The organism is Bacillus sp. THAF10, assembly GCF_009363695.1.
Lineage (GTDB): Bacteria > Bacillota > Bacilli > Bacillales > Bacillaceae_I > Sutcliffiella_A.
In genome coordinates, this window is sequence record NZ_CP045403.1 from 2,882,978 (window position 1) to 2,909,494 (window position 26,517).

Below are 26,517 nucleotides of genomic sequence, written 5' to 3' on the forward strand. Positions count from 1 at the left end.
TAGTGTTGTGAAAGGAGGGGCAGATGAAACAATCTATTGATGATATTTATGAAGCACATATGCAGGATATTTTTCGTTACCTTCTTTCTTTGTGCCGTGAGCACCATCTTGCTGAAGACCTTGTCCAAGAAACATTCTTGCGAGCCTATTTATACCTTGAGAACTATCGTGGTGATGATGTGAAACCTTGGTTATTCCGAATAGCGCACAACGCGTTTATTGATCATTATCGAAAACATAAACGTACCATTGTAAAAGAACAAGGCTTCTTCCACCGTCTTTTCGGTAAAGGGCCTAGCACTGAACATAGCGTGATCATTCAATCAGAAGTTGCAGAAATCATGGAATTCATACATACCCTCAGCGAGCAGCAATCACAAGCCTTGCTTTTATATGATTACCATTCTCTTAGCTACAAAGAAGCCGCAGAGGCACTTGGTGTTTCAGAAACCTATTTTAAAGTACTGCTCTTTCGTGCCCGAAAAAAAGTAAGGGAAGCAAAAGGAAAGGAGACAGAAGAAGATGAAGAATGATTTTAAAGAGAAACTTGAAAAATTTGATCGAGGGGATATGTCAGAAGAAGAGAAGCAGGAGTTTGAAAAGGAATTAGAAAAGCAGGAAGCGTCCTGGTTTGAGCCAAGCCTTACAAAAAAACGACAGAAGAAAATTTTACGTGCTGGGAAATGGAAAGCTCGGATCAGTACCGCGTTAACCGCTATCCCCCTCCTTCTATTAGTGTTGATGATTAGCTCCTTTTTGACAAACTTCTATTACTACGGATTCTCCACAGGGCTATCAGAAAAATATAATCGGTCGCAGCGTTTAAGTGATGTGGTTGTTTATTCGGCTTTAATTACTGATCCCTATGCGGAAAAGTACCCTTCTGATACAAAGGTCGGCATGTTTTTTAATATGGATGTAAAGAGGGACTTAAAAAAGATAGTCGGAAAGGAATCCTTTGTCACCGGACAGATGAATGTAAACTTTCTATTTTCAAAAATGGGAATTGCTAACAAAAGTTATTTTGGGAAAGAAGATAACCTTCCAGAATTTCGACATCCCTCATGGCTAAGTGAGAACGAAACAAACTCAGATAACGAATGGGAACGGTTGGATAAGCTTCCTGAAGGAACGGTAACGACTGCGTTTGTTAGCTTCAAACAGTTGATGAGCACAGACGATGTTTTTGAAGCATTTACCGAAAAAGATATGGATTTACTCTGGTTTCCGGTGCATACTCCACAGGCAGAGAACATGGATTTTGCCGTTTTCAATATTGGATTTCCGAATTACCCTTTGTTCCATCATGATGATTGGAGTCTAGAATCAAGAACAGAAGAGCGTTCTTTGTTCGGATCTAGTGTGTCTGAAACAAGGTCTGCCCCAAACTATGTAGAGGGCGACACCGAAATGCTACATGAGCACTTCATCAAAACAATAGATTTCCTAAAAGATTACCAAAAGGAATTTAATGAACTTCAAGTAATACATGGCTTCCAACAACTCGAGGAAATTGCTAGTTATTTGAATGAAAACAACATCACGCACCACGGAGTCGTCCTTACCGGGCCAACCAAAAAAGTTCTCGCTCTTAAAGAAGAAGCGTTTGTAAGCTCGATTATCATCGACGAAGTAGCACTGTGGAACTGGCACAACGAATAAGAAAAACTCCCGCCAATCGTGGACGGGAGTTTTTTTATGAGGTTTTTTTGTATTCTGCGACTTTATTTCTGCCCGCTTGTTTCGCTCCAACATACATCGCTCGATCGGCGTGACGGATAAGGTCTAGCGTGTCTTCTGCATCATTAGGCGCGGTAGCAAAACCAATACTTGCTGTTACCTTGACGAGCTGTACTCCTTGGGTTTCCCGTATATGCTGCTTTAACGGGAAGGATCTGGTAGCAAGATGCACTCTTATTTTTTCCGCAAGATCAAAGCAAGCTCCTCGATCGATATTTGGTAGAAGAATGACAAACTCCTCTCCGCCATACCTTGCGACGGTTCCTTTGTTCCCAACAAGTGTAGTCAGGCGTTCTGCTACTTGCATCAAAATTTCATTTCCGCTTTGGTGCCCATATACATCATTTATTTTTTTGAAATGATCTAAATCAAGCATAATTAAGGATAATGAACTTGAATTTCCTTTTGTCAATTTTTCAAATTCCTGATCAAGCAAGCCCTCGAAAAAGCGATAATTATAAAGCTTTGTAAGTGCACAGCGCTCGCTTTTGTTTTTCGTTTCCTGGTAATTACGGGCTTTTTCCATCGCTACTCCAAAATAGGAGCAAAGAATATCTAAAATCATTAGCTGTGATTTTTCGTAGATTCGCTTGGAAGAGCTTGCCAACAACACAAGTCCTTCCACTTTATGATTTCGAATCACTGGCACACACATCACACTTTGGATGCTGGATGGGAGATGATTCTTTCCAATATGCAGCCACTCTTTCTTCTTCTCATAGCAAACACTTTTTCCGCGCTTCAACACATAAGAGAGTAATTCTTCCTTATCCGTTTGAAGAATGGTATCCACTTTAATAAGGTTTTCATTGTCCATTACTCGCAGGATTTTCATCGTGTTGTTCTCATTCACATCTATGATAGCCGCATAATCCACATTAAATAATGTGGACACTTTTTCAATAAAAACATCTAATACGCCTATAGTGTCTAGGCGTTCTGTTAACTGATGGCCAACATCTGCTGCTTGCTGGAGTCGTCCATTCACTTTTTGGCTTGTATGGTAAAGCTGGAGAATTAATGTCAAAATGACAAATGGCAGACCAACATATAAGAGCGCAACCACTCCAACTTGTTCGTAAAGAGTATAGAGAATTAACCCTACAGGCAGAACCATAATGCTTGTTGTTAAGTCCCATTTTGTGTCTGCTGTAATAAATTTACTTTTTCTTCGATAAATCGAAACTTGAATAAAATATAAGCCTACCTGATTGAGCGTAAGATATATAATTTCATGTGCTAGAATCGGGATTAAAACGACGATATTCCAGAGCCTTGTATCCCCAACTTCCCCACCTAGTGCGTAAAAAGTAAATCCTGCAACTAGGGAGATACCCGAAAACATCAGCATATTAATCGGGATTTTTAATCTTGTGTCTTTGTTGATTCGAATATAGAGCATAAGGGCAACAACAGAAATGAGCGTTATAACCATCTCTGCAAAGAGGCCGAATGACAAAAGCACTGCCAAAGAAACCCCTTGTGTTAAAAAGAGATGTACCTCTCCAACAACAATAGGGATAAAAGATAAAATGATAGCTAGTGCAGTAAAGCCTACTAGGTGCCAGATTGGCAGTTCATTTACGTTAACAGGAGAAAGCTGATAACCTAGCCATAAAAAAGCGGGAACTAGTATGAAAAAGCATGTCCATATAACCATTTCCTTCTGGCGACTTACTTCTTGAACTACCAAACTAACCCCTCCCTTCTCTATCCTTTTTTCACGTTCTTTCATAATAATTAAATATTATCAAATTTTCTAACATTTGTCACAAGAAAAATAGGATAATTATCCCTTATTTTGTTTTTTTGTCGAATAAGAGATAAGTCCTAGTTTCTTGAAGGAAATACAAAGAGCCTGTAATCACTAAAACAGCGTCCTTTTTGAGCTTGGAGATTCCCTCCTCCAATGCCAATTTCCAATTTTCTTCATAAGCCTTTTTAGGGTGCTCACTCAGCATGAAAAGCTCTTCCGCTTTTGCTGCCCGCGGAAATGCAAAAGAAGTAAAAGTAATTTGTGTAGCTACCCTGTCCAACCTTTCAATCATTTTCTCTAAAGGCTTATCCTTTAAAGCACCAAAAATGATATGCACTTCCTTATCAGCAAATGTATTCTGTATGGAAGAGACAAGTGCAGCCACAGCTTCCTCATTATGGGCCCCGTCCAACACAATCGGGCCTTGTTTCTGTAGGATTTCGAACCTTCCTGGATGGGTCGCATTTAGCAACCCTCTCTTCACCTTTTTCTCATCCCTTTGAACAAACCCATTTTCTACTAAAAGGTCAAATCCTTTCACTGCAAGACCTGCATTCATTCGCTGGTGGGAACCTTGAATGGATAGCTCCTCTTCTGTTATGTCGAAGGAACGCTCATGGAAAAAGAAACAGGGTGCTTGCTTTACCTCTGCTTCTTCCCTTATGACATCCTTTGCCTCTTGTTGAGTTACCCCTGTCACTACAGGAATACCTTGTTTAATAATTCCTGCCTTTTGATATGCAATTTTTTGTACGGAGTCTCCTAAGAAACCAACATGGTCCAGGCCAACATTTGTAATAATGGAGAGAATGGGAGTAAGCACATTCGTAGAATCCTCTCTTCCACCAAGACCAACCTCCATTATGGCAAAATCAACTCGTTTCATTTCTGCAAAATAATAAAATGCCATCGCTGTTTGCAGTTCAAATTCGGTTAGATGCGCATCCTCAAGGCCTTTTTGATTAAATTCCTCGATGATTTTCAACATCTCTTCATCCGATATATCTTCTCTATTAATGGAAATCTGATCATTTAAGGTCTGATATGCTGGCGAATGAAATACGCCAACCTGATACCCATGCTCAAGAAAAATGCTTTCTAAAAAGCGCAGAGTGGAACCTTTCCCATTCGTGCCACCGATATGTATGATTTTCAGCTTGTCTTGAGGATTCCCAAGCCTCTTAAGAAAGTTCTGCAGTCGCTCTAGACCAAGGTTTATTTCATTTTTTATCATAAACGATTTTCGTTGTTGCACTTCCTGCCAGCTTTTAAACATAATCGCTCTCCTTGGTATAGGTTATTTCTATTATTTACGTTAAAATAATGGTGTTATCATTATCGATGATTTATTTGCAAAAACGCAACCCTTTCATTATCTCACATACGTACGGAGGAACATATGATTTCTTACCATTCTTGGATTATTTATAACGGCAATCTCCCACAAGAAAAATTTATCGAATTGGCAAGCTGGATGGAAAAAGTTGCTCATCAACATCAAGTGACCACTCAGCTGATGAAAAATAACAGCCTGCTTCCAACGGTGGTCAATGGCAGGCTAGCCCTAGAAGGACAGGACATGCTGCCTGATTTTGTGATTTTTTTAGACAAGGACATCCTGCTAGCAAAACACTTAGAAATGATGGGTATTCCTGTTTACAATAGCGCAAGTGCCATTGAAATTTGCGATAACAAATCGCTCACCTTTCAAAGATTAGCTGCTCACGGTATTCCGATGCCAAAAACGATTCTAGCACCTTTTGTCTTTTTCGAACATCAAGATATGACTCCATTTGAAAGAGCAGCAGATTCTCTCGGCTTTCCGCTAGTTGTCAAGGAAGCTTACGGTTCTTTTGGCATGCAGGTTTATTTGGTACATACAACGGAAGAGCTTTTTGCCCTCGTAAGGGAAATCGGTAATCGGCCATTTTTATTGCAGGAATTTATCGCTAGTAGCAAAGGCAGAGATGTGCGCTTAAATGTGGTTGGTGACAAGGTCGTTGCTTCGATGCTTCGTGTATCTGACACAGATTTCCGCGCAAATGTCAGCAATGGTGGCAAAATGATGACATACGAGCCCACTCAAGCCGAAATGAATCTTGCCGTGCGGTGTAGTCAGCTCGTAGGGGCAGATTTTTCCGGGGTGGATATCCTTTTTGCGTCAGACGGCTCGCCGCTTGTTTGTGAAATAAACTCTAACGCCCATATTAAAAATATATTTGACTGTACAGGTATTAATGTTGCCGAGTACATAGTGCCGCATATTCTAGAAAAGTTTAAAGGACAGATAGCACCATGAGCGTATCAGGCTGGCTTGTATACGAGACGGAGCATGCCAAGAAAAATCAAGCATTTATCGACTGGTTTTTAGAAGAGGCAGTAGCCCTTGACATCGAACTGACCTTTTTGTTGCAATCCCAGATAACTTACGGCGCAGGGAATGGCGAATTGTTTCTTTATGTGGATAACAAGGAGATCCCGCGTCCAAGCTTTGTGATCATGCGAAACATTGACCCGTTATTCAATCTGCAGCTTGAGCAAATGGGGATCCCTTGCTTTAACTCCTATGATGTGTCCTCTATTTGTAATGATAAAGCAAGAACCTATCAGATGTTAGCACGCCATGGAATTCCGATGCTAGAAACCTATTTTCTAAAGCCTGCAGACCTAGACATAGAGAAATTCCCCCTCTCCTTTCCAATGGTAGCAAAATCGCGAACAGGAAGAGGCGGAGAACAGGTTTACTTGCTAGAAAATGACGAGGACCTGCAAAAATTACAATCCACCTCTCAAGAAGGCTTTATTTTTCAAGCGCTTGCTTCCTCACCTGGAAAGGATCTTAGAGTGTATGTGCTTGGTCAGGAAATTGTCGGTGCTGTCCTCAGAAAAAATGACCATAGCTTTAAAGCAAATTACTCGCTTGGTGGCACTGCGGAAGCCTACACCTTAAATGCAGAGGAAGTGGCACTAGTTAATAGCGTTGTTGCATTGTTTGACTTTGGACTTGTTGGTATGGACTTTTTATTTGATGACCACGGCTCGCTGCTTTTCAATGAAATTGAGGATGTGGTTGGATGTAGGACACTATGTCAAACCTCTGATGTGAACATCGTCAAACTTTATCTGGAGTTTATTTTACTAACACTAGGAGAGAAATGAACATGACCTTTCACACAATGAAGGACGCTATCCCCTTTCTTTATAGTAGCTTATTGAAAGCAAAGCCCTATCAAAGGGAAGAAAATGATGCACATACTAGGGCGCCACATTTAACTCGAATGTTGCTTGAAGAGCTTTCCTTATTACCCTCTGCAGAAAAAACCATTCTTGTGACCGGCAGCAAAGGAAAGGGATCTACCTCAAGAATGATTGCCGCTATTTTACAAGGAATGGGCTGGAGGGTTGGGTTATTCACCTCCCCCCATCTGGTTGATTTCAATGAGCGAATAAGGGTAAACGGTAAATCGATTTCTGATGAAAGGTTTTTAGCTCACTTAAATCGTCATGCTCCACACATAAATGAGATTGCAAAAACAATCAAAAATCCACAGCACTATCTCGGCCCGACTGGCATTCTCCTTTCCCTTGCTCTTGCACATTTTGAAGAAACAGAAACGGATATTAATGTCATCGAAATCGGCAGAGGTGGACTGTACGATGACACCAATGTGCTCGATAATAAATGGGCCGTTATCTCAAAGGTGATGCTAGAACATCTTGGTTTTCTTGGTCATACGATGACAGACATCGCCTTCCATAAAAGTGGCATTGTGAAAAACATGACAGAGCATACCATTGTTGGCAAACAGTCTGAGGATGCAAGCTTTGCCTTAAAAAAACAGCTGGGCGAGCGTCCGTCCTATTACGGATATCACTTTTGGCCAACATTGAGAAACGCCGAATTAGGCTGCACACATTTTGATCTTGTCACTCCTCTCAAAAACTATCGCAACCTCCCCCTTTCCTTGATGGGTACTTTTCAAGTTGAAAATGCTAGTCTTGCGATTAGGACGTGTGAAACGATTATTGGAAGTGGACTTGATGAAAGGCTGTTGAAGGAAACCTTTAGTCGCCTCCGTTGGCCTGGCAGGTTAGAGGTCATTTCAAAGGATCCCTTCATTATTTTGGACGGTAGTATCAACAGAGAATCTGCGGTGTATCTTAAGGAAGTGCTCCCCCTTGTTAATACTACGAAGGTGGCAACGATTATTGGGGTTCCTGAAAACAAGGACTATGAAGGGGTTATCGAGGTTTGCAGTACGTTTTCTGACTTGCTCGTGGTTACAACACCAGATAATTCACACAAAAGCTTTCCCGCAGATGCCTTAGAAGTTGCTCGGAGGTACCATCCTGGAGCAATCGAGGTGGATCTGTTGTCTAATGCCGTTAAGATGGCCATGGCGGAGAAGGCAACATGCATTTTTGTGGTGGGCACGCAATCAATGATTGGTAGCGCGAAAGAAATTTGGAGGGATAGGTTGGAGGATTTAGAGTAGTAGATAGATAGAAGTTCAGGACACTCGCTGGCTTGTGGTAGCTGGCTTTTTTTTATGAAGACGGACTAATTGAATTGGTGGTGAGATGAGGACGGTGGTTTTTATTGTTAGTTGCATGACCGGCTTTGATGATTTCCCGGTGACCTTTGATGATTTCCCAGGAACCTTTCGAGATATATCACCAACCTTTGATGATACCAGCGTGACCTTTGATGAAAAATCAAAAACCTTTCGAGATTTCAGCAAGCAACCCAGCCATGTATTCACTCATCTTACCAACTTCATTCTCCATGAAGCCACCCCCGAACTTAATCCACAAAAAACCCCCGCTCACCAACCCACATCAAAGTGGTACGGTAATCGGGGGCCTTACATTCACATTATCCTTTTAACTCTTCGATACGCGCCATCACAGCGTCACGTTTTTCAACATAGTCTTTTTCTTTTGCCTTTTCTTCTTCAATAACCGCTTCAGGAGCCTTGGCGATGAAGCCTTGGTTAGAAAGCTTTTTCTGGACACGCTCTACTTCTTTATCAAGCTTTGCAAGCTCTTTATTCAAGCGGGCAATTTCCTCATCGATGTTAATGAGCCCTTGTAGAGGGAGAATCAACTCCGCTCCAGTTACCACGGCAGTCATCGCTTTTTCGCCATCACTTAACGCAACATCTGTTCCAATTAACAGCTCACTTGGGTTACAGAAGCGCTCTAGATAAGAACGGTTTCTTTCCAGCTTGTCAGTGATTTCAGATGCTTTTGTTTTAACAAGCAATTTTACCTGCTTGCTCATCGGTGTGTTTACTTCTGCACGAACGTTACGCACGCTACGGATAATTTCCACTAATAGCTTCATATCAGCAGCCGCTTCTTTGTCTGTAAGTTCCGCACGAACCTCTGGCCAGCTCGCTTGTGTAATGGACTCCCCTTCATGAGGAAGTTGCTGCCAAATTTCTTCCGTGATAAATGGCATGAATGGATGCAAGAGACGCATGGTGTTGTCCAGAACGTAGGCTAAAATAGAACGAGTTGTCACCTTCGCCGCTTCGTCCTCCCCGTACAATGGAATCTTCGCCATTTCGATATACCAGTCACAGAAGTCATCCCAGATGAAGTTATAAAGCGCACGGCCTACTTCACCGAACTCATATTTTTCTGCAAGCTTAGTTACCGTTTCAATCGTTTCATTCAATCGTGTTAGAATCCATTTGTCCGCAACGGATTTCTCTCCACTTAAGTCGATATCCTCAAATTTCATGTCGCCCATATTCATGAGTGCAAAACGAGAGGCGTTCCAAATCTTATTCGCAAAGTTCCAAGTGGACTCCACTTTTTCATAGCTGAAGCGCAAATCCTGACCTGGTGAGCTTCCTGTTGATAAGAAGTAACGAAGGGAATCCGCTCCGTATTTTTCAATAACATCCATCGGGTCAACACCATTACCAAGGGATTTACTCATTTTTCGGCCTTGTTCATCACGAACGAGTCCGTGGATGAGAACATCTTTAAATGGACGCTCTCCAGTGAACTCCAAGCCTTGGAAAATCATACGAGAAACCCAGAAAGCAATAATGTCGTAACCAGTGACTAAGCAGTCTGTTGGATAGAAGCGTTGATAGTCTGGTGATTCTGTTTCTGGCCAGCCCATTGTCGAGAATGGCCATAGTGCTGAACTAAACCATGTATCAAGAACATCTGTGTCTTGCTCCCAGTTTTCTAGATCTGCTGGTGGCTCGTGACCTACATGAATCTCCCCTGTTTCATTATGATACCAAGCAGGAATTCGGTGGCCCCACCATAGTTGACGGGAGATACACCAGTCACGGATATTTTCCATCCAACGCATATAGGTATTCTCAAAGCGATTTGGAACAAAATTCACCTTGTCTTCCTGGGATTGAAGGGCTACCGCTTTGTCCGCAAGCGGCTGCATTTTAACGAACCATTGTGTGGATAAGTATGGTTCGACCACTGCGCCGCTTCGCTCACTGTGACCAACGGAGTGCATATGCTCTTCTATTTTGAAAAGAACGCCAGCTTCCTGAAGGTCTTTTACAAGCTGTTTACGGCACTCAAAACGATCCATGCCTTCATATTTACCAGCTTTTTCGTTCATTGAGCCGTCTTCGTGCATGACAAGGATGCGCTCAAGATGATGACGGTTTCCAATTTCAAAGTCATTCGGGTCATGTGCTGGTGTAATTTTAACCGCCCCAGAGCCAAATTCCATATCAACATAGTCATCGGCAACAATGGGAATCTCACGTCCTGTGATTGGAAGAGTGACCATTTTTCCAATAAGGTCCTTATAACGCTCATCCTCTGGGTGAACGGCAACTGCAGTATCTCCAAGCATTGTTTCTGGTCTGGTAGTGGCAATTTCGATATGGCCGCTTCCATCCGTTAGCGGATATCTCATATGATAGAAAGCACCTTGAACTTCCTGGTGGATAACCTCAATATCAGATAGGGCTGTTTTGGTTGCTGGATCCCAGTTGATGATATACTCACCGCGGTAGATGAGGCCTTTTTTGTAAAGCGTAACAAATACTTCGTTTACTGCTTTGGAAAGCCCTTCATCAAGGGTGAAGCGCTCACGGCTGTAGTCAAGGCCAAGTCCCAGCTTGGACCATTGCTGGCGGATATGCTTCGCGTATTCGTCCTTCCACTTCCACGCTTCTTCCATAAACTTTTCACGACCAAGCTCATAACGGTTGATGCCTTGATTGCGGAGCTTTTCATCTACCTTTGCTTGAGTGGCAATTCCTGCGTGGTCCATACCTGGTAACCAAAGAACATCAAAGCCCTGCATGCGTTTCATTCGTGTGATGATGTCTTGCAAGGTTGTATCCCAAGCGTGACCTAGGTGCAGCCTTCCTGTTACGTTTGGCGGCGGAATAACGATTGTGTAAGGTGTTTTCTCTTGATCGTTGGTAGCTTCAAAGAAACGGCCATCTAACCAATATTGATAGCGATTTTTTTCAATGGCTTGCGGGTCATACTTTGTGGGAAGATTCACTTCATTCATTTCCATTCTTTTCTCCTCCTATTTTTAAAAAAATAAAAAACTCCCTTCATCCAATAAAAGGACGAAAGGAGTTAAGTTTCGCGGTACCACCTTTTTTTACAGAAAGAGAATAGACCTCTCCTGTACACTCAAAACGGATAACGGCTTTTCACCGGCTTCAGCTACTAGAAAATGTTCACTGAAACTACTCAAGGGCGACCTTCCAATCTGACCTTCCTAAGAAACCTTTCAGCAGTTGGCTTCTCTCTCTAAAGGCGTCAACATTGTACTCTTCCCTATCCTTGTATGTATGATCATGCTATTACCTTACTATGTTACATAAAGGATATGCTAATAGTCAATAAGCTTCTCCAAATTTTTATTAGAATATGCACAAAAAGAAAAAAATGTGCAAGTTTGGGCACTATTTTCCACTTGGGCTCATATCTTGATTATAGATAGATTGGAAATGCGTGTAAAGGAGGTACGTTCCGTGCGGAAATACAATCCCTATACCTTGCCCCCTTGGTTGAGGCAGGTGAGAGGACTTTGTGCTCAATTTATTATTCCTATCTGTGTATTTCAAGGTATTCGTACCATCTTTTTGCCAACAACGTTTGATGTCTTGATTCTAGCTATATGCATTATTATTGCGATTTGCTTTCATCTTGAGCTCATTTAACTTGCTGGCTACTCGTTTATGGTAGCCAGTTTTTATTTCGACAATTTGCACATTTATTCTAGCTTATATCCCTAATTTCGCCCATAATACTACATATTGATATGAATTTTCCACCAATTTTAAAAGGGGTCCTACCATGCTTACATTTTTGCAAAAACAGAAAAAAGAAAGCTATCAAGCCGATTTAACGTTCCCTGAAAAGCACCATATTGTCCGTCATCCTGAAGAAGATTTAGCAAGCCGTCTTTATTATATGGGGTTTACCAATGAGCACTTACAGGCATTACAACAAGCGAAGCCTGTGGTTTTTGAATTGTTAGATGATGTTTTAGAAAAGGTGTTGGAGCATTTATATAAACAGCCACCTTTAAAAAGAGTGGCAGCAAACAACTCCTCTCGTGAAAGATTAAAAGCAGTATTTGTTCAATATTTTCAAAGTTTGTTAAGCGGCAAGCTTGATGATGACTTTTTCAAATTACGAAAAAGAATCGGTCAAACACATAATGGTGTACATCTTCCTGTTACTTGGTTTTTGGCCACCTACTCTGCGATTCAAACGCTATTGCTTCCTAAAGTAGTGGAGCTTTTGCAGGACTCTCCTAAGGATCTGGTGACTACACTAACTGCCCTCACACATATCATCAATCTGGACTCTCAGCTTGTAGTGGATGAGTATATCCATGTGCGCATTGATTTATTGGAGCAGGCTAACGAAGCAAACCGCACCCTACAAGCTGAGCTCACGAAAATTAGTGAAGAGGTGGCAGTTACAGTAGCGGACACAGAAGAAACAGTGCAAACCGTGACAAGAAAAGCAGAGGAAGTGTTAAAGGATACAGACTTAACACAAAAGAGCAGTCAAAATCTATTAAATTTAACCAATGACAATGACCTTCAGATGGAAAAAATGGTTGGTAATTTCGAAGAGGTCATGAGTGAGGTAAGAAAATCCTTAGAGGAAATGCATGCTTTAAAAGCAGTGTCCGAAGATATCATCACGATGACACAAGGGATCGATAATATTGCTGATCAAACAAACCTCCTCGCTTTAAATGCTAGTATTGAGGCAGCAAGAGCAGGAGAGGAAGGCCGTGGCTTTGCTGTTGTCGCGAGTGAGGTGCGCAAGCTTGCGGTTAACTCTAAAGAGCTCAGCAGCAAAATTAAGGTGTTAATTGATAAAAGTGATCAGCAAATTTCCAATGTAACCAACATGATGAGCTCCATGCACAAGGTCACAGAACACTCCCAACAAAACATTGTTCAAGTAAAGGGTGGCATTGTTACTGTGAAGATGGAGATGGATAATTATTTAGAACGTTTCCATAAAAATAAAACAGATTTGGATATCATCGTTGCTTCTTTCAAGGAGATTAATTCTTCCACCAAAAGCTTAACTTCACTTACGGAAACTCTGTTAGAAAAAACCGTTAAAAACTAAATAACAATGCGAAAGCCCAAACCACTTAGCTGGTCTGGGCTTCTTTATTTTTACTTTGTTCTTCCAATTGATTGATTCTACCCGCAACATACTCAATGTTTTTCGCAAGCCAGTAGCTGCCCTGCACGCTTTTCACTAATTCCCGCTCGGAAAGCTTTTGGCGTAGGTCATTTTGTGTTTGGAATCTCCTGATTGATTGCATGAAATTGCCAGGATGAGATAGGTAGCTTAGAGTTAGCGACTTCTCACTGTCCTGCAATCCAAAACCTTTCTGGTAGTCATAGAACCAATCCACACAGTCATCACAAAAAAGGGGGTAGGTTCGTAAATATCTTTGATAGAAGGATATTATATCATTTGCGGGTGGCGCCTGCTTTGCTCGTTCCCAGCTAATAAAATAGCCTCTTCCCTCTGTATCCTTCACAAAATGATGAAAGGACACTCTACCATGTGTCATCGCTACTCTATGTTTTTTGGTTTCGGTTACTGCTTCTTGCCAACTCTCTAACTTTTCGAGCGAGAACTTTTGAGCGAGAGAAATTTCATGTGCATACGTACAAACCTGAAGCTCAAATGGAGACATGTAGAGCTTTTTCTCGCAATTATCAACAAACCGTTCAAGCTCCTGCTGCTCTTTCTTCCATTCCTCAGAAAGCTTGTTATAAAAGCTTGTAATATCTTCTTCTTGATACTCTTTTTCTTTCACTGTCATGCTGTGCAGCTTGGCAAGCTCCTTAAACATCAAGCTATCTTTAAAATCTACTTCCCTTTCCTCTTGGTCTTCCACCCAAGGCATCAAATAATAGGCATCGGTTACCGTTTCCACAAAATAGTGTCCTTGCCTCGTCTGATAAATTGGCACTACGGTTTTAAGTCCGCGCTGGAAAAGGGAGTGGATATTCCGAAACAAGGGATAGGCATGCTCTTTTTTTATTTGCTTTAAAGCAAAAGCTCCATTCTTGGTAGCTACTCGCCAAACCCTGCCATGCTGCTCGATAAATTCAGGTATCATGCCATAATGATAAATCAACTCTTCGACGTTTTGATTATTCACCTGCATATCGAAAACTCGCTTTCTACATTATTTTAGATAGTAAAGAAGTGAGAAAGGTTCCCCTTCCTCACCAATTTTGAAAGCTCTTTACAAAATTGAAAGCCTGCGATCTAGCTTTTGGATGAAGTTTTTACTGGAATGTATAGCAGCTGTCCTTCATTAATGCTGTCATCGGTGGACAATCTGTTAACGCGAATGAGCTGTTGAACGGATACATCATAGCGATCTGCAATATGATCCATCGATTCTCCTTGCTGCACAATGCATATTTTCAGTTTCGTAAACTCCTGATCCTCATCTTCAGCGAAAATTTGCGTTAATGACAAGGAATTTTCGTCTCGTGTATTGGACTTGCTTTCACACACCTCTTCTTCTACTTCTTCTACAGCATATTGATTCACTCTGCTATGGTTCCCTTGGTTGTGAAGAGAATAGAGAGAGGAATAGGCTTCTTCATCTTGGTTTTGATACAAATAATCAGCAGGATTATAAGGGGCCTCTTCTTCTGTGGCCTGCTTTCTTGCCTCTACCTGAAAAGGAGTATAATCTCCCTCATCATTGTAGTTGTATTGAACACTTGCATCAATTTCGTGTTGATTTAAAATTTCTTCCTCTTCATCATCTTCTGTGTAATATTGGTATACATCTTCTTCATATTCATTTCCAGAATTGGCGTTTCTGTACATTGGTTCGTATTCAACAGCTTCTTCTTGCTCTTCTTCTTCTAATTCATTCTGTTCTTCTTGTTCTTCCTGCTCTTCCTGTTGATACTCATATCCTTCTTGTTGATTTTGATAATACTCCTCATGGTCTCTGTTTGGTTCCACTTCGTACTGTTCCTCAAGTGAATCTTCCTCGATTGATGCACTTTGTTGATGTCCATAGATTCCTGAAATGGACAGCTCAGCAGCCAATTGTAAGCAGCCCCTTTGCGCCAAACTGTAGTCAAAGGAGTCAATGGCAACATAAATATCATCTAAGCTTTGAATTCTGTTCATCGGGATGGTTATGTCCACTGGAAAACGGTGCTGCATGGCACAAACTCCACCTTCTCTTTCTTCCACCTCTTGAACGATTCGTGACTGAGGCTCGTAGTCCTCCCCGTCCTCCTCTGATTGTACTTGGTATTCCCCTGTTAGTTGTAAAGCTCCCCGAATGGAAACGTATTGGTCCTGCTCATAAATTTGTATGTCTGGATCTAGTGCAATCGAAATCAGTTCCGCTACTTCCTGTCCCTTTTGAAACCAAATAGATTCTTCTACTGAAAACCGTAAGCACGATTGTTGTTCTGAAGACAAAGGGGTTCCTCCTTTCAAACCTAAAAGAATTTACTATATCAATAAAGATGTATGTTTAGAATGGGAGGATTATGATTGAAAAACAACAAAAAAACCGGCTATATCCTGTTACGGGATATAGCCGGTTATGAGAATTGACCTTTTAAAAGACGCTGTAGATTTCCGCAAATGGCTAAGCTTTCCGCGGGGCGATCTTGAGGCTCCTTTGCTTTGCCTGCGGAATCTCAAAATCGTCGTTCATCCCCGCAGGACAAGGAAGGCTTCGGCAGCGATCTATCGCTCGCAGAAAATGCTTGCATTTTCAAGGAGTCTACGCCCTTTTGCTCCAATCTACAGCTGGATACTCATCAAATTATTTTTTTATCGCAGCGAATGATTTTTCGATTGCGACCAATGTATTCTCGATATCCTCATCACTATGAGCAGTGGATAGGAATAAGCCTTCAAATTGAGAAGGTGGCAGGAATACACCATTGTCTGCCATCTCTTTGAAAAACTTTCCGAAGAATTTCAGGTCAGAGCTTTTCGCAACATCATAGTTAACAACTTCCTCAGAATGAAAGAAGAAGCCGATCATAGAACCTGCACGATTTACTTTCACTGGCACATCATATTTCTGCCCTAATGCAATGATTCCTTCTTCTAAGCGATCAGCTTTTTTGCCAAACTCTTGATAGGATTCTGGGGTCAGCTGTACTAACGTTTCAAAGCCAGCTGTCATGGCAAGAGGGTTTCCAGACAAGGTGCCTGCTTGGTATATTGGTCCACTAGGTGCGACTTGCGCCATGATTTCTGCTTTTCCACCGTAGGCTCCAACAGGTAATCCACCGCCAATAACTTTTCCTAAACAAGTTAAGTCAGGAGTCACCCCGTAAAAACCTTGTGCACAATGGTAATCTACACGGAAGCCTGTCATTACTTCATCAAAAATTAACACAGAGCCATATTCTGTTGTAATTTCACGCAAACCTTCTAAAAAGCCTGGCTGTGGAGGAACAACACCCATGTTTCCGGCAACTGGCTCCACAATGACACCGGCAATATCGTCGCCAAATTCTCGGAATGCATAACGGATGCTTTCGAGATCATTGTATGGGACGGTTATGGTATTTTGGGCAATACCCTCAGGTACACCAGGGCTATCTGGTAAACCAAGTGTAGCTACTCCAGAGCCTGCTTTGATTAATAAGGAATCACCGTGTCCATGATAACAGCCTTCGAACTTTACAATTTTATTACGACCAGTGTAACCGCGAGCCAAACGAAGAGCACTCATCGTAGCTTCTGTTCCCGAGCTAACCATACGAACGACCTCTATAGATGGAACGCGATCAATCACAAGCTTAGCGAGCTCGTTTTCAATCAATGTCGGTGCACCAAAGCTTGTCCCAGATTCTGTCACTTTTTTAATCGCTTCTACCACTCTTTCGTTAGAGTGACCGTGGATTAATGGTCCCCAAGAAAGCACGTAGTCGATGTATTCATTACCATCAACATCATAGATTTTCGAGCCTTTTCCTCGTTCAATAAAAATCGGATCCATGTCGACCGATTTAAACGCACGAACGGGGCTATTCACACCACCAGGCATTAATTTGGATGCTTCGGCAAAGGCTTGTTTTGATTTTTCATAACTTCTCATTCCTTCTCATCCTTTCCTTATTTTTCATCTAGCCAGCGAGCTGCGTCTTTAGCGTAATAGGTAATAATCAAATCTACACCAGCACGCTTCATTCCAATCAGTTTTTCCATTACCGTTTCTTTTTCGTTGATCCAACCATTAAGAGCAGCTGCTTTTATCATCGAGTATTCGCCACTTACGTTATAAGCAACAACAGGAACGTTGAAGTTGTTTTTTACGTCACGAATGATGTCAAGATAAGCTAGGGCAGGTTTAACAATCAGGAAATCTGCACCTTCCATGACATCAGATTCTGCTTCTCGAATTGCTTCGAGTCGGTTTGCTGGATCCATTTGATAGGTTTTGCGATCGCCAAATTGTGGAGAACTGTGTGCTGCATCACGGAACGGTCCGTAGAAAGCAGAGGAATACTTCACTGCATAGGACATGATCGGCACATCTTCAAAGCCGTTCTCATCTAATCCTGCTCGTATAGCTGCCACAAAGCCGTCCATCATGTTAGATGGGGCAATGATATCTGCCCCAGCACGAGCCTGGCTAACGGCCGTTCGTGCTAAAAGGTCAAGAGTTGGGTCATTTAAGATTTTTCCTTCTTCTACGATACCGCAGTGACCGTGATTCGTGTATTGACAAAGACACGTATCAGCAATCACGACAAGCTCTGGAAAGCTTTCTTTTATTTGCGTGATCGCTTGCTGGACAATACCATGATCGTGATAAGCTTGTGTTCCAACCTCGTCTTTTTCCTTTGGCACACCAAAAACGATAACAGATTTGATGCCAAGCTCTACTACTTCTGCCATTTCTTCCTGTAATAAATCGAGAGAAAGGTGGTAAACACCTGGCATGGAAGGTACTTCATTTTTAATATTTTCCCCTTCGACCACAAAAATCGGATAAATAAAATCCTCTTTATGAAGATGCGTTTCTCTTACTAAAGAGCGCATATTCCCAGAATTTCTCAATCTGCGGTGGCGGTTAAATTGTAAGTCTTTCATGTTACTTTTCCTCCCTATGAAAATACTTCACCATTTCCTGGACCAATCCAGGTATCGTGTATTCGTCTGGACATATATCTACTGAGATTCCCTCTGCTTCTAGAGCTTGCTTCGTAATTGGCCCAATGGCAGCAACCGGTCCTATCGGGGCTCCAAAAAGCTTCAAAAAATTATGTACGGTAGAGGGACTTGTGAACGTATAAAGGTCCACTCTTAATTCCTTAACAGCTCTTTGCTCCTGTTCTGTAAGGATATGTGGGGTGTTTTCGTAAACAACTATCTGCTTTACATTGTACCCTAAATCTTTTAGTTCATCACGTAATAGAGGGCGTGCAAGATTACCTTGAACTACAATCGCAGAGGTTGCCTCAAGTTGCGCAAAGGAGTCTAGCAAATCTTCCGCTGAAAACTTCTCTGGCATTAAGCTCACCTCAAGCCCAAGCTCTAGTAGCGCAGCCCTCGTTCTTTTCCCAACTGCGGCAATTTTGTTAGAAATGGGGCCATTGTATAAATCAAAGAAATACTTCACACCATTCACACTCGTAAACACGAGCCATTCAAAATCAGAAAGGGATTCTTTTATTTCTCTTGAGCGTTTCTGTTGATCCTGTGGAGGTTGAAATTGAATAAGAGGGACTTCTACTGCAGTCCCTCCTAAATCTTGAACAAAACGAGAAAAGTTCGATGCCTGCTCTTTGCTTCTTGTGATAAGAATGCGTTTATTCGCTAGCGGCAACGGACGATTCATTATTGATCAAGCTCCTTTTTCACATTATCAATTAATGTTTTTCCACCTTGTTTTGTTAAGCTTTCTGCTGCTTCTAAACCAATTTTCACTGGATCAGTTCCAGTAATTCTTTCTGTGTATAATACCGATCCGTCTGGTGCACCTACAAGCACAGTTAACGTAATCTGCTCATCCTGCCCAACAAATGCATAACCTGCAATTGGGACCTGACACCCGCCTTCCATTTTATGAAGAAACGTACGCTCAGCTGTAACAGCTCTTTGTGTTACAGCGTCTGTGAACATTGCAAGAACTTCTAGTAATTCCTTATCCTCTTCACGGCATTCAATAGAAAGTGCACCTTGCCCCACTGCAGGAACGCAAATATCCTCATCAAGAAATTCTGTCACAACATCTTGTGACCATCCCATTCTTGCTAAGCCTGCTGCTGCTAAAATAATCGCATCATAATCTTCATTTTCTAACTTTGCAAGACGCGTATCAATATTGCCACGAATCCATTTAATTTCAATATCAGGACGCTTGGCAAGAAGCTGTGCACCGCGACGCAGGCTGCTTGTTCCGACAATTGCACCACTAGGTAGGTCTGCAAATTTCACATGGTTTTTAGAGATAAACGCATCACGATGGTCTTCACGGAATGGAATGCAGCCAATAGTTAAGCCTTCTGGTAATAATGCAGGCATATCCTTCATGCTGTGAACCGCCATATCAATCTCTTTATCAAGCATTGCTTGTTCTATTTCTTTTACAAATAGGCCCTTCCCACCGACCTTAGAAAGGGTGACATCTAGGATTTGATCTCCCTTTGTGACAATTTCCTTTATTTCAAAGTCAAATGGCGCACCAAGTGCCTTTAGTTGATCTATGACCCAGTTGGTCTGGGTTAAAGCAAGCTTACTTCTTCTAGAACCTACAATGATTTTTCTCATGTTTCCTCCTTACCCAAGTCAACTGGGATTCTATAAAATCCAAAAGTGGAAATTGGAAAGTCTACCGAATAAGAAAAAGTTGATTAATATAACAAGAAAGGCAGCAATATTCCAGTTGGCAATCGCCTTTCCGCTAATCCCTTTCCCAATCCTTTGATAAAAATAATAGCTATATGCAGCCATAACAATGAACGACCCAATGACCTTTGCATCGTACCATTGGAACTCTGAGAGCTTTACAGAAGCCCAAATGCTTCCAAGGATCAGCGATAGTAACAGCATTGGAACACCGATGACATTTAATACATAGGACATGTGGTCAAGTTTGGACAAGTCCTCGATTCGCAGCAATCGTTTTCCCCATTTTTTCTCTTTTAAAAGCCGGTATTGCAGCACATACAAAAGGGAAAAAACAAAGGATAATGAAAATGCACCGTACGAAAGAATGGCCATGGTAATATGGATAATCAACAATTCGGATACTAAGGCCTGTGCTACCACCGTTGAATCATGCTGATAGGGTGTAAAGGTGTGTAACGCCAGCACAAGGAAGCCGATAACATTGGTGAAAAATACGATAAAATCCACACGTAGAACTCTATTGATCACCAGTGAGAAGGTGATAAGCACCCATGTATAAAAGTACATCCCTTCATAAAGCGTTAAAATCGGAATTCTGCCTGTATCGATCATCCTTAAAATCATAAAGATTGTCTGCAAAACCCATACAATTGCAAGTAACCAGAAGGCCGTTTTATTAGCCTTCTGGTTATGTTGGAGAAAATCAATAAAATATAAGAGAACACTTAAGGCATAAAGAATAACGGTAAATTCATATACCCTTGCGATAGTCATCTCTAGCATATAAAACAGCCTCTCTTACGACCGATATGTCGCAGCATGAGGAAGCGGAATCCCTACAGAAGCAGATGCACTCTTTTCCTTTTTCACCGAGTAATACTGTGTCTGTACTTCCTGTTGAACCGCTTCTTCGATGTTAAAGATTTTGGTGAATAGCTCTAAGGATTCCTGAGCATTAGGTTCAGCTGAAAGCTCTTTCGCACGCAGAATAGGGTCACGAAGCATTTGATTGATAATGCTCTTTGTATGCTTATTCAACACTTTCATTTCACGCTCTGTTAAATGTGGCAATTTACGCTGAATGCTGTGCATTGTATCTGACTGAATATCTAGTGCCTTCTGGCGCAGCGCTGAAATAACAGGCACAACACCAAGAGTATTCAACCAATGCTTAAAGTCCACAATTTCCTGTTCTATGAAAAGCTCAATTTCTTCGGCAGCCTTTTTTCGCTCTGCAAGATTGGCATTGACAATTCCTTCAAGATCATCAATATCATAGAGGAATACACTTTCTAGCTTCTCAAGCTCGGGATCCAAATCACGAGGAACGGCAATATCAATCATAAACAATGGACGTCCTTTTCTCATGCGCTCCACATAGGTCATATCTTCTTTTGTGATAACAAACTCTTTGGCACCGGTAGAAGAGATAAGAATATCCGCTTCTACCAACGCACAGGAAAGCTCTTGCATGGATTTAGCCTGTCCATCAAAACGATATGCCAAACTCTCTGCTTTTTCCATTGAGCGGTTAATAACTGTTACCTTTTTTACCCCATTGCCATGAAGGTTTTGAACAGCGAGTTCTCCCATTTTCCCGGCACCTAAAATTAACACATGCTTGTTCTTTAGATCTCCGAAAATTTTCTTGGCAAGCTCTACGGCTGCATAGCTGACTGAAACAGCGTTAGAACCGATATCTGTTTCAGAATGCGCTCGCTTCGCAAGGGTAATAGCTTGTTTAAATAATTGATTGAAAATCGTTCCAACCGTGTGAAATTCTTGTGCTGTCAAAAAGCTGTTGCGAATTTGACCGAGGATTTGCGTTTCCCCAAGCACCATAGAATCTAGTCCACAGGAAACACGGTACAAATGCTCAATGGCACCATCGTTTTCGTATATGTTTAAGTAAGGAGAAAATTCTTCCTTATCTAGCCCAAACCAGTCAGCAAGGAATGCTTTAATATAATAACGTCCAGTATGCAACTGATCCACCACTGCATATACTTCCGTTCGATTACAAGTGGAAACAATGATATTCTCCAACACGGACTTTTGATCCTTTAAGCTAACCATTGCTTTTTCCAGATCAGCTGGGTTAAAGGTTAATTTTTCACGAATTTCAACAGGGGCCGTTTTATAATTAACACCGACTACTATAATATGCACTTGTTCGTACACCCCCAGAAAAAATAATAATATCTACTAAAATTATAACATGACGAAATGTTCATGCATTTGGTAAAATGTGAACATCTAGCGAAATACCATTGGTGGATTTCACTAAAAAATACACCGTTTTCATTTAAAAACCTTATTACTATATTACAATCATTACAATTCTTTTATTCACCAACTTGTACATTAACAGATTTTCATTGTAGAATCAAGGTTTCAGCCTCGATTTAAGGGAGGAAAATATGAAGAAGAACAGCTTTTTACCTGGACTACTTTTGCTTTTATTTGGCTTATATTTCCTGTTACAACAATTAAACATTTCACTCTGGGACGGCATGTTTTCCTGGACCACTCTGCTTGTTATTTCAGGTGTTGCACTGTTGTTACAAGCATACAAACAAAATGATTATCCAAACATCCTACCAGGCTTTGTGTTGCTAGGTATTGGCCTTCATTTTCAATTAAAGGATTCTGTTTCTGGTTGGCCAGATCATTTTGCAGTGATTATTTTAATTCTTGGTGCAGGTTTTATCCTCCGTTCTCAAAAAACAAAGGGCGGAATGTTTGAAGGTGTGCTGTTGTGCATACTAGCAAGCTTCTTTTTATTTTATGACAGCTTTATGAGAATGCTTGGCAAGGTGGAGACTGGTGTAGAAAACTTGTACAACTACTGGCCAGCTGTGTTAATTATTATTGGTGCGTTTTTAGTATTTAAAAAGAAATAGAGCAAAGACCTGCAAGTTTTTCGTTGCAGGTCTTTCTTATTGCTAGAGTACTGCCTCTAGAAAATCTCTTGTTCGTTGATTTTGCGGGCTGTTGAAGAGCTCTTGGGGAGGACCTTCCTCTACAATTTTCCCATCATGCATATAAATGACCCTATCTGCTACTTCTTGGGCAAAGCCCATTTCATGCGTGACGACCATCATCGTCATGCCCTCTTCAGCTAGTTCTTTCATCGTTTTAAGTACTTCCCCGACAAGCTCCGGATCAAGAGCAGAGGTTGGCTCATCAAACAGCATTACTTCGGGTTTCATTGCCAGCGCCCTTGCAATGGCCACGCGCTGCTTTTGCCCCCCTGAAAGCTTTTCAGGATAAACATTGGCTTTATCCGAAAGTCCTACCTTTTCCAATAGGTCCAAGGCAATTTGTTTTGCCTCTTCCTTTTTTGCCTTCTTTAATTGAACAGGTGCCTCCATAACATTTTGCAGCACTGTCATATGTGGAAAAAGATGAAAGTGCTGAAACACCATTCCCACTCGTTGGCGCACTTTATTTAAATTATCTTTTTTTACATCCACTTCTTTTCCGTCAATGATGACCGTCCCACTGTCTTTCATCTCAAGGAAATTCAGACAGCGTAGCACGGTACTTTTTCCTGATCCGCTCGCTCCGATTAAACAAACCACTTCTTTATTTTTTAGAGATAAGGAAATATCCTTTAAAACATGTAAATCTCCAAACGATTTATTAAGTTGCTTGACTTCGATTTTGTTGCTCATTGTTTTCCCTCCTATCTGTCACTTGCAGAGAATTTTCGTTCTAATAAAATGACCACTAAACCAATCACACCGACAAGAACTAAATAATAAACAGATACAACTAGTAAATGCGTCATGTAATCAAACGTAGTGGAGCCTAATGTTTGAGCAACATTGAATAGCTCGTAGAAACCTATAAACGCTGCAAGGGAAGAGTCTTTCAAACAAATGATAAATTGATTTCCTAATGGAGGTAATGCCCGTCTGAATGCCTGTGGTAGAATAATTCTTCTCATCGTTAAGCTGCTCGTCAGCCCTAAGGATCGTCCTGCCTCCATTTGCCCTTTATCAATGGATTGAATAGAGCCTCGGAATATTTCCGCTATATATGCACCATTATGGAAAGCAAGACCTAAAGTCACGGACCAGAATGCTGAAATTCCAAGTTCAACTAATCCGTAGTAAAATATAAAAATTTGAGCAATCAGTGGTGTTCCTCGTACTATGTAAATATAAAAATTTGCAATCCAATTCAAAATTTTCAAGTCGGAGATTTTTAAGAATGCGAAAAATAACCCAATAACAAGTGCTATTGCAATGGATACTGCTGTAACCTGTAAGGTACTCCACATGCCTTTTAAAAACATTTCATAAGAGCCGAAAAACACTTCTAGAAAGTGCGCTAAACTGGGCATACTCTCACTCCTTTTCTACTTTTTGAGCCGTTTAAATACCGCTGTTGATTTCCGCCAAATGGCTCCGCGTCCTGCGGGGCGATGCTGGAGCCTCCTCAGGCTTCGCCCTCCGGGGTCTTTAGTCTATCGCTTCATTCCCGCGGGAGTCTCCGCCTTTCGCTCCAATCAACAGCTGAAAATTTATATATATATGCATTAGCCTTATAAATATTATGAAAAAATGTGTGGTGAACGAGCACCACACATTTCAGAGAATAGACATTATTAGACTTTTGACTACTTACTCATCCGGGTCTGAAGTGATGTCTTCTCCAAAGTATTTTTCACTTATTTCTGCTAGTTTGCCATTTTCTCGTAAGGTTTCAAGGGCTTTGTTGATTTCTTCCAATAACTTCTCATTTCCTTTTGCAACCGCGATCGCCTGTTCACTGCGCTCTAACAACTCGCGTCCTTCAAGCTCCATTCCCTTACCAATCGCTTCGCGTCCAGTAACAAAGTCAGTCACCACTGCATCGTGACGGCCATTATTAAGTGATTCTAATGCCACAACATCACTGTCATAGTTCTTGATATTATCAGATACATCTGCAACTAAATCGGCATATGTAGACCCTCTCGATACCGCAATCTCCTTGCCCTCTAAATCTTCTAATGTTTCAATATCACTGTCTGGTCTTACAAAGATCTGTGCTCCTGAATAGTAGTAGGGAGTAGAAAAATCAACTTCTTCTAATCGTTCTTCTGTAATCGTGTGTGAGGCAACCGCAGCATCAAAGCGGCCATTTTTTACTCCTTCAACAATACTTGCAAATGTGTATTTATTCTGTTCTGGCTCCAGTCCGAGCTCGGCAGCAATAGCTTCAGCAACCTCGATATCAAACCCAGTCATGTTCCCGTTTCCATCTGTTACACTGAACGGGGCAAATTCTCCTGAAGAAGCAAACGTGAATTTCCCTTCATCTACCAGTTCATATCCTTCATCTGTGGTGACCTTTCCACCGCCACATGCAGCAAGAATGGTAGACATAACTAATAACGTAACAATCCATATCCTTTTTTTCAATTTTCCAAAATCCCCCTTGTCGACCAATTTTTTTGTTTCCCTTTTATGTTAACAATTACGGAAAACTACCACAAATGAGTTAAAAATGAATTTTTCATGATAATTCAGTAAATTCTAACTCTAGTTTGTCTCTCTTGCTATGTAACGTAAAAATGCTCGGAATTCCTCTGTATAGTTCCTATTCCCTTCATTTTTGTATTTGAAACGTAATATTTGTGAATTTTCAGTAAAAAAATAAGCTACCAGAAATTCTGGTAGCCTCTAATAAAGATGGAAATATGATTAATCACCAGGAGAATTCGATAAGTAACCAGTACTACTCTAGCTAACTTTTTTGAGGTACTGGATTTTTTGATGGAGAGAGCCCTTCTCTACATCACTTTTCCCTTGGTCTCCAAGTTTAAATTGTTGAGAATTATAATAGAGACACTATCTTCTCCATTAACTCATTCGCAGACCCTTCTCCCCCGCCTTGTGCAAAGCTTGGATTTCCTCCTCCTTTGCCGTTTATGGCTGGAAGAATTTCTGAAGCTATATCTTTCATATTCAATGGAGACTCTGCTCCCCTCGCGAGAACAAATTGAAGCTTGTTGTCCGTTTCAGAGATTAATACCATGTTGAATGAAGCATCCATGCTAACTAGAGCACGAGCAACTGTTTGCAGCTCACTCATCGTGCGGTTAGCGAAAATTTTCCGAATCACCACTTTGTTTTGAATAACCTCTTTTTGCCCAGCAAGTTCAGATGCTTCCAGTAAAAGCAGCTTTTGTTGAGCTTCTTTCAAATACTTTACTTGTGCTTTATTTTGTTCCAGTAAACTTGCCACAGCTTCAGACAATTTTTCTTGAGGGGCATTCAATAGCACCGATAAATCCTTGGTTACCATTTGTTTGGCGTGTAGATTTTCCAGCACTCTACCGCCACATACAAAGGTTACTCTCGTTTTCTTTCCTTGCTTCTCCCAGTCTAAAATTTTCAAGGAGGCGACACCGCCAGTAGAGGAAGGATGCGTCCCACCGCAGCCATTGACGGATTTCCCCTTCTTTTTCTTGAACCTCGACTACTTTAACGTCATTCAACATCCCTTTATCAAAGGGCTGCCCCCCACCTTCTGGATAAAAAGCAGTTTTATCTAATACTGCATACCATCTGTTTTCGTCATCTTGTTTAAGCTCCACCAAGGTTGCTGTGAAATCTTTTATGTAAGGATCTTCGTAATAAAGTTTCATGTTTCTC

Annotated in this window: 24 protein-coding genes and 1 other annotated feature; of the genes, 8 read left to right on the forward strand and 16 right to left on the reverse strand. The window is 41.3% G+C overall.

Features of this window, described 5'->3' with window-relative positions:
* Nucleotides 1–23 precede the first annotated feature (23 nt).
* Entirely contained in the window at nt 24–533 is a 510-nt protein-coding gene (locus FIU87_RS15090; RefSeq protein ID WP_152445353.1) for a sigma-70 family RNA polymerase sigma factor, read from the forward strand.
* Nucleotides 523–1,662 (forward strand): anti-sigma factor, encoded by a 1,140-nt coding sequence (locus tag FIU87_RS15095; protein ID WP_152445354.1) that lies wholly within the window; start codon nt 523–525, stop codon nt 1,660–1,662. The genes FIU87_RS15090 and FIU87_RS15095 overlap by 11 nt, the downstream gene beginning before the upstream one ends.
* 34 nt (nt 1,663–1,696) lie before the next feature.
* Here the strand turns inward: FIU87_RS15095 and FIU87_RS15100 are convergent, their stop codons facing one another.
* Both FIU87_RS15100 and FIU87_RS15105 read right to left on the reverse strand, forming a co-directional pair.
* Nucleotides 1,697–3,433: a sensor domain-containing diguanylate cyclase gene (locus tag FIU87_RS15100; RefSeq protein ID WP_172971073.1), complete on the reverse strand. Its 1,737-nt coding sequence runs from the start codon at nt 3,431–3,433 to the stop codon at nt 1,697–1,699.
* Nucleotides 3,434–3,536: 103 nt separating this feature from the next.
* A complete protein-coding gene (locus FIU87_RS15105; protein ID WP_152445356.1) occupies nt 3,537–4,772 on the reverse strand; it encodes a bifunctional folylpolyglutamate synthase/dihydrofolate synthase in 1,236 nt (411 codons plus the stop codon).
* Nucleotides 4,773–4,895: 123 nt separating this feature from the next.
* On the opposite strand from FIU87_RS15105, the gene FIU87_RS15110 reads away from it, so the two are divergent.
* The 3 genes from FIU87_RS15110 to FIU87_RS15120 are packed head-to-tail and all read left to right on the forward strand — an operon-like array spanning nt 4,896 to nt 7,992.
* Complete coding sequence (locus FIU87_RS15110; RefSeq protein ID WP_253905434.1) at nt 4,896–5,795, forward strand: ATP-grasp domain-containing protein; 900 nt, start codon at nt 4,896–4,898, stop codon at nt 5,793–5,795.
* Nucleotides 5,792–6,655, forward strand: a complete 864-nt coding sequence (locus tag FIU87_RS15115) for an ATP-grasp domain-containing protein (protein WP_152445357.1) — start codon at nt 5,792–5,794, stop codon at nt 6,653–6,655. The genes FIU87_RS15110 and FIU87_RS15115 overlap by 4 nt, the downstream gene beginning before the upstream one ends.
* Before the next feature lie 2 nt (nt 6,656–6,657).
* Entirely contained in the window at nt 6,658–7,992 is a 1,335-nt protein-coding gene (locus tag FIU87_RS15120) for a bifunctional folylpolyglutamate synthase/dihydrofolate synthase (protein ID WP_172971074.1), read from the forward strand.
* A 380-nt stretch (nt 7,993–8,372) separates the two neighbouring features.
* On the opposite strand, the gene FIU87_RS15125 is transcribed toward FIU87_RS15120, so the two are convergent.
* The gene (locus FIU87_RS15125) at nt 8,373–11,021 is read right to left on the reverse strand and encodes a valine--tRNA ligase (protein ID WP_152445359.1); all 2,649 of its coding nucleotides are present in this window, start codon (nt 11,019–11,021) and stop codon (nt 8,373–8,375) included.
* A gap of 48 nt (nt 11,022–11,069) precedes the next feature.
* Nucleotides 11,070–11,306: a binding site (T-box leader), on the reverse strand.
* Between the two features lie 181 nt (nt 11,307–11,487).
* Between FIU87_RS15125 and FIU87_RS21450 the strand changes: the two genes are divergently transcribed.
* Together FIU87_RS21450 and FIU87_RS15135 are read left to right on the forward strand one after the other, a co-directional pair.
* On the forward strand, nt 11,488–11,676 hold the full coding sequence (locus FIU87_RS21450; RefSeq protein ID WP_152445360.1) for a hypothetical protein: 189 nt from the start codon (nt 11,488–11,490) through the stop codon (nt 11,674–11,676).
* A gap of 136 nt (nt 11,677–11,812) precedes the next feature.
* Entirely contained in the window at nt 11,813–13,114 is a 1,302-nt protein-coding gene (locus FIU87_RS15135) for a globin-coupled sensor protein (protein ID WP_152445361.1), read from the forward strand.
* A gap of 25 nt (nt 13,115–13,139) precedes the next feature.
* Here FIU87_RS15135 and ysxE read toward each other — a convergent pair whose 3' ends face one another.
* The 8 genes from ysxE to hemA all read right to left on the reverse strand — a co-directional run bounded on the left by ysxE (nt 13,140) and on the right by hemA (nt 22,036).
* Nucleotides 13,140–14,168, reverse strand: coding sequence for a spore coat protein YsxE (gene ysxE, locus FIU87_RS15140; protein ID WP_216647487.1), 1,029 nt, complete (start codon nt 14,166–14,168; stop codon nt 13,140–13,142).
* A gap of 110 nt (nt 14,169–14,278) precedes the next feature.
* Nucleotides 14,279–15,466 carry a stage VI sporulation protein D gene (gene spoVID, locus FIU87_RS15145; protein WP_172971075.1) on the reverse strand — a complete coding sequence of 396 codons (1,188 nt, stop codon included), beginning with the start codon at nt 15,464–15,466 and terminating at the stop codon, nt 14,279–14,281.
* 352 nt (nt 15,467–15,818) lie between these two features.
* On the reverse strand, nt 15,819–17,108 hold the full coding sequence (gene hemL / locus FIU87_RS15150; protein ID WP_152445364.1) for a glutamate-1-semialdehyde 2,1-aminomutase: 1,290 nt from the start codon (nt 17,106–17,108) through the stop codon (nt 15,819–15,821).
* A 17-nt stretch (nt 17,109–17,125) separates the two neighbouring features.
* Complete coding sequence (hemB, locus tag FIU87_RS15155) at nt 17,126–18,106, reverse strand: porphobilinogen synthase (RefSeq protein ID WP_152445365.1); 981 nt, start codon at nt 18,104–18,106, stop codon at nt 17,126–17,128.
* Nucleotide 18,107: 1 nt separating this feature from the next.
* A complete protein-coding gene (locus FIU87_RS15160) occupies nt 18,108–18,854 on the reverse strand; it encodes a uroporphyrinogen-III synthase (RefSeq protein ID WP_152445366.1) in 747 nt (248 codons plus the stop codon).
* Nucleotides 18,854–19,786: a hydroxymethylbilane synthase gene (gene hemC / locus FIU87_RS15165; RefSeq protein ID WP_152445367.1), complete on the reverse strand. Its 933-nt coding sequence runs from the start codon at nt 19,784–19,786 to the stop codon at nt 18,854–18,856. Before hemC ends, FIU87_RS15160 begins: the two co-directional genes overlap by 1 nt.
* Nucleotides 19,787–19,816: 30 nt before the next feature.
* Nucleotides 19,817–20,650, reverse strand: a complete 834-nt coding sequence (locus tag FIU87_RS15170) for a cytochrome C assembly family protein (protein ID WP_152445368.1) — start codon at nt 20,648–20,650, stop codon at nt 19,817–19,819.
* 15 nt (nt 20,651–20,665) lie between these two features.
* Nucleotides 20,666–22,036: a glutamyl-tRNA reductase gene (hemA, locus tag FIU87_RS15175; protein WP_152446598.1), complete on the reverse strand. Its 1,371-nt coding sequence runs from the start codon at nt 22,034–22,036 to the stop codon at nt 20,666–20,668.
* 251 nt (nt 22,037–22,287) lie between these two features.
* On the opposite strand from hemA, the gene FIU87_RS15180 reads away from it, so the two are divergent.
* Complete coding sequence (locus FIU87_RS15180; protein ID WP_152445369.1) at nt 22,288–22,770, forward strand: LiaF transmembrane domain-containing protein; 483 nt, start codon at nt 22,288–22,290, stop codon at nt 22,768–22,770.
* Nucleotides 22,771–22,812: 42 nt separating this feature from the next.
* On the opposite strand, the gene FIU87_RS15185 is transcribed toward FIU87_RS15180, so the two are convergent.
* The 5 genes from FIU87_RS15185 to FIU87_RS21460 all read right to left on the reverse strand — a co-directional run bounded on the left by FIU87_RS15185 (nt 22,813) and on the right by FIU87_RS21460 (nt 26,510).
* Nucleotides 22,813–23,544, reverse strand: a complete 732-nt coding sequence (locus tag FIU87_RS15185) for an amino acid ABC transporter ATP-binding protein (protein ID WP_152445370.1) — start codon at nt 23,542–23,544, stop codon at nt 22,813–22,815.
* Nucleotides 23,545–23,555: 11 nt separating this feature from the next.
* Nucleotides 23,556–24,218 (reverse strand): amino acid ABC transporter permease, encoded by a 663-nt coding sequence (locus tag FIU87_RS15190; protein ID WP_152445371.1) that lies wholly within the window; start codon nt 24,216–24,218, stop codon nt 23,556–23,558.
* A 280-nt stretch (nt 24,219–24,498) separates the two neighbouring features.
* The gene (locus FIU87_RS15195; protein ID WP_172971076.1) at nt 24,499–25,281 is read right to left on the reverse strand and encodes a transporter substrate-binding domain-containing protein; all 783 of its coding nucleotides are present in this window, start codon (nt 25,279–25,281) and stop codon (nt 24,499–24,501) included.
* A 415-nt stretch (nt 25,282–25,696) separates the two neighbouring features.
* Complete coding sequence (locus FIU87_RS21455) at nt 25,697–26,194, reverse strand: DHHA1 domain-containing protein (RefSeq protein ID WP_253905435.1); 498 nt, start codon at nt 26,192–26,194, stop codon at nt 25,697–25,699.
* A 1-nt stretch (nt 26,195) separates the two neighbouring features.
* A complete protein-coding gene (locus FIU87_RS21460; protein WP_253905436.1) occupies nt 26,196–26,510 on the reverse strand; it encodes an alanine--tRNA ligase-related protein in 315 nt (104 codons plus the stop codon).
* Nucleotides 26,511–26,517: the final 7 nt, after the last annotated feature.

Excerpts from the sequence above, each read along its gene's own strand:
- FIU87_RS15090 (WP_152445353.1), top strand. The coding sequence starts at position 24 with ATGAAACAATCTATTGATGATATTTATGAAGCACATATGCAGGATATT.
- FIU87_RS21460 (WP_253905436.1), bottom strand. The coding sequence starts at position 26,510 with ATGAAACTTTATTACGAAGATCCTTACATAAAAGATTTCACAGCAACC.
- FIU87_RS15095 (WP_152445354.1), top strand. The coding sequence starts at position 523 with ATGAAGAATGATTTTAAAGAGAAACTTGAAAAATTTGATCGAGGGGAT.
- hemC (WP_152445367.1), bottom strand. The coding sequence starts at position 19,786 with ATGAGAAAAATCATTGTAGGTTCTAGAAGAAGTAAGCTTGCTTTAACC.
- FIU87_RS15105 (WP_152445356.1), bottom strand. The coding sequence starts at position 4,772 with ATGTTTAAAAGCTGGCAGGAAGTGCAACAACGAAAATCGTTTATGATA.
- FIU87_RS15170 (WP_152445368.1), bottom strand. The coding sequence starts at position 20,650 with ATGCTAGAGATGACTATCGCAAGGGTATATGAATTTACCGTTATTCTT.
- hemL (WP_152445364.1), bottom strand. The coding sequence starts at position 17,108 with ATGAGAAGTTATGAAAAATCAAAACAAGCCTTTGCCGAAGCATCCAAA.
- FIU87_RS15120 (WP_172971074.1), top strand. The coding sequence starts at position 6,658 with ATGACCTTTCACACAATGAAGGACGCTATCCCCTTTCTTTATAGTAGC.
- FIU87_RS15185 (WP_152445370.1), bottom strand. The coding sequence starts at position 23,544 with ATGAGCAACAAAATCGAAGTCAAGCAACTTAATAAATCGTTTGGAGAT.
- FIU87_RS15125 (WP_152445359.1), bottom strand. The coding sequence starts at position 11,021 with ATGGAAATGAATGAAGTGAATCTTCCCACAAAGTATGACCCGCAAGCC.
- FIU87_RS15160 (WP_152445366.1), bottom strand. The coding sequence starts at position 18,854 with ATGAATCGTCCGTTGCCGCTAGCGAATAAACGCATTCTTATCACAAGA.
- hemB (WP_152445365.1), bottom strand. The coding sequence starts at position 18,106 with ATGAAAGACTTACAATTTAACCGCCACCGCAGATTGAGAAATTCTGGG.
- FIU87_RS15190 (WP_152445371.1), bottom strand. The coding sequence starts at position 24,218 with ATGCCCAGTTTAGCGCACTTTCTAGAAGTGTTTTTCGGCTCTTATGAA.
- FIU87_RS15110 (WP_253905434.1), top strand. The coding sequence starts at position 4,896 with ATGATTTCTTACCATTCTTGGATTATTTATAACGGCAATCTCCCACAA.
- FIU87_RS15135 (WP_152445361.1), top strand. The coding sequence starts at position 11,813 with ATGCTTACATTTTTGCAAAAACAGAAAAAAGAAAGCTATCAAGCCGAT.
- FIU87_RS15115 (WP_152445357.1), top strand. The coding sequence starts at position 5,792 with ATGAGCGTATCAGGCTGGCTTGTATACGAGACGGAGCATGCCAAGAAA.
- FIU87_RS15180 (WP_152445369.1), top strand. The coding sequence starts at position 22,288 with ATGAAGAAGAACAGCTTTTTACCTGGACTACTTTTGCTTTTATTTGGC.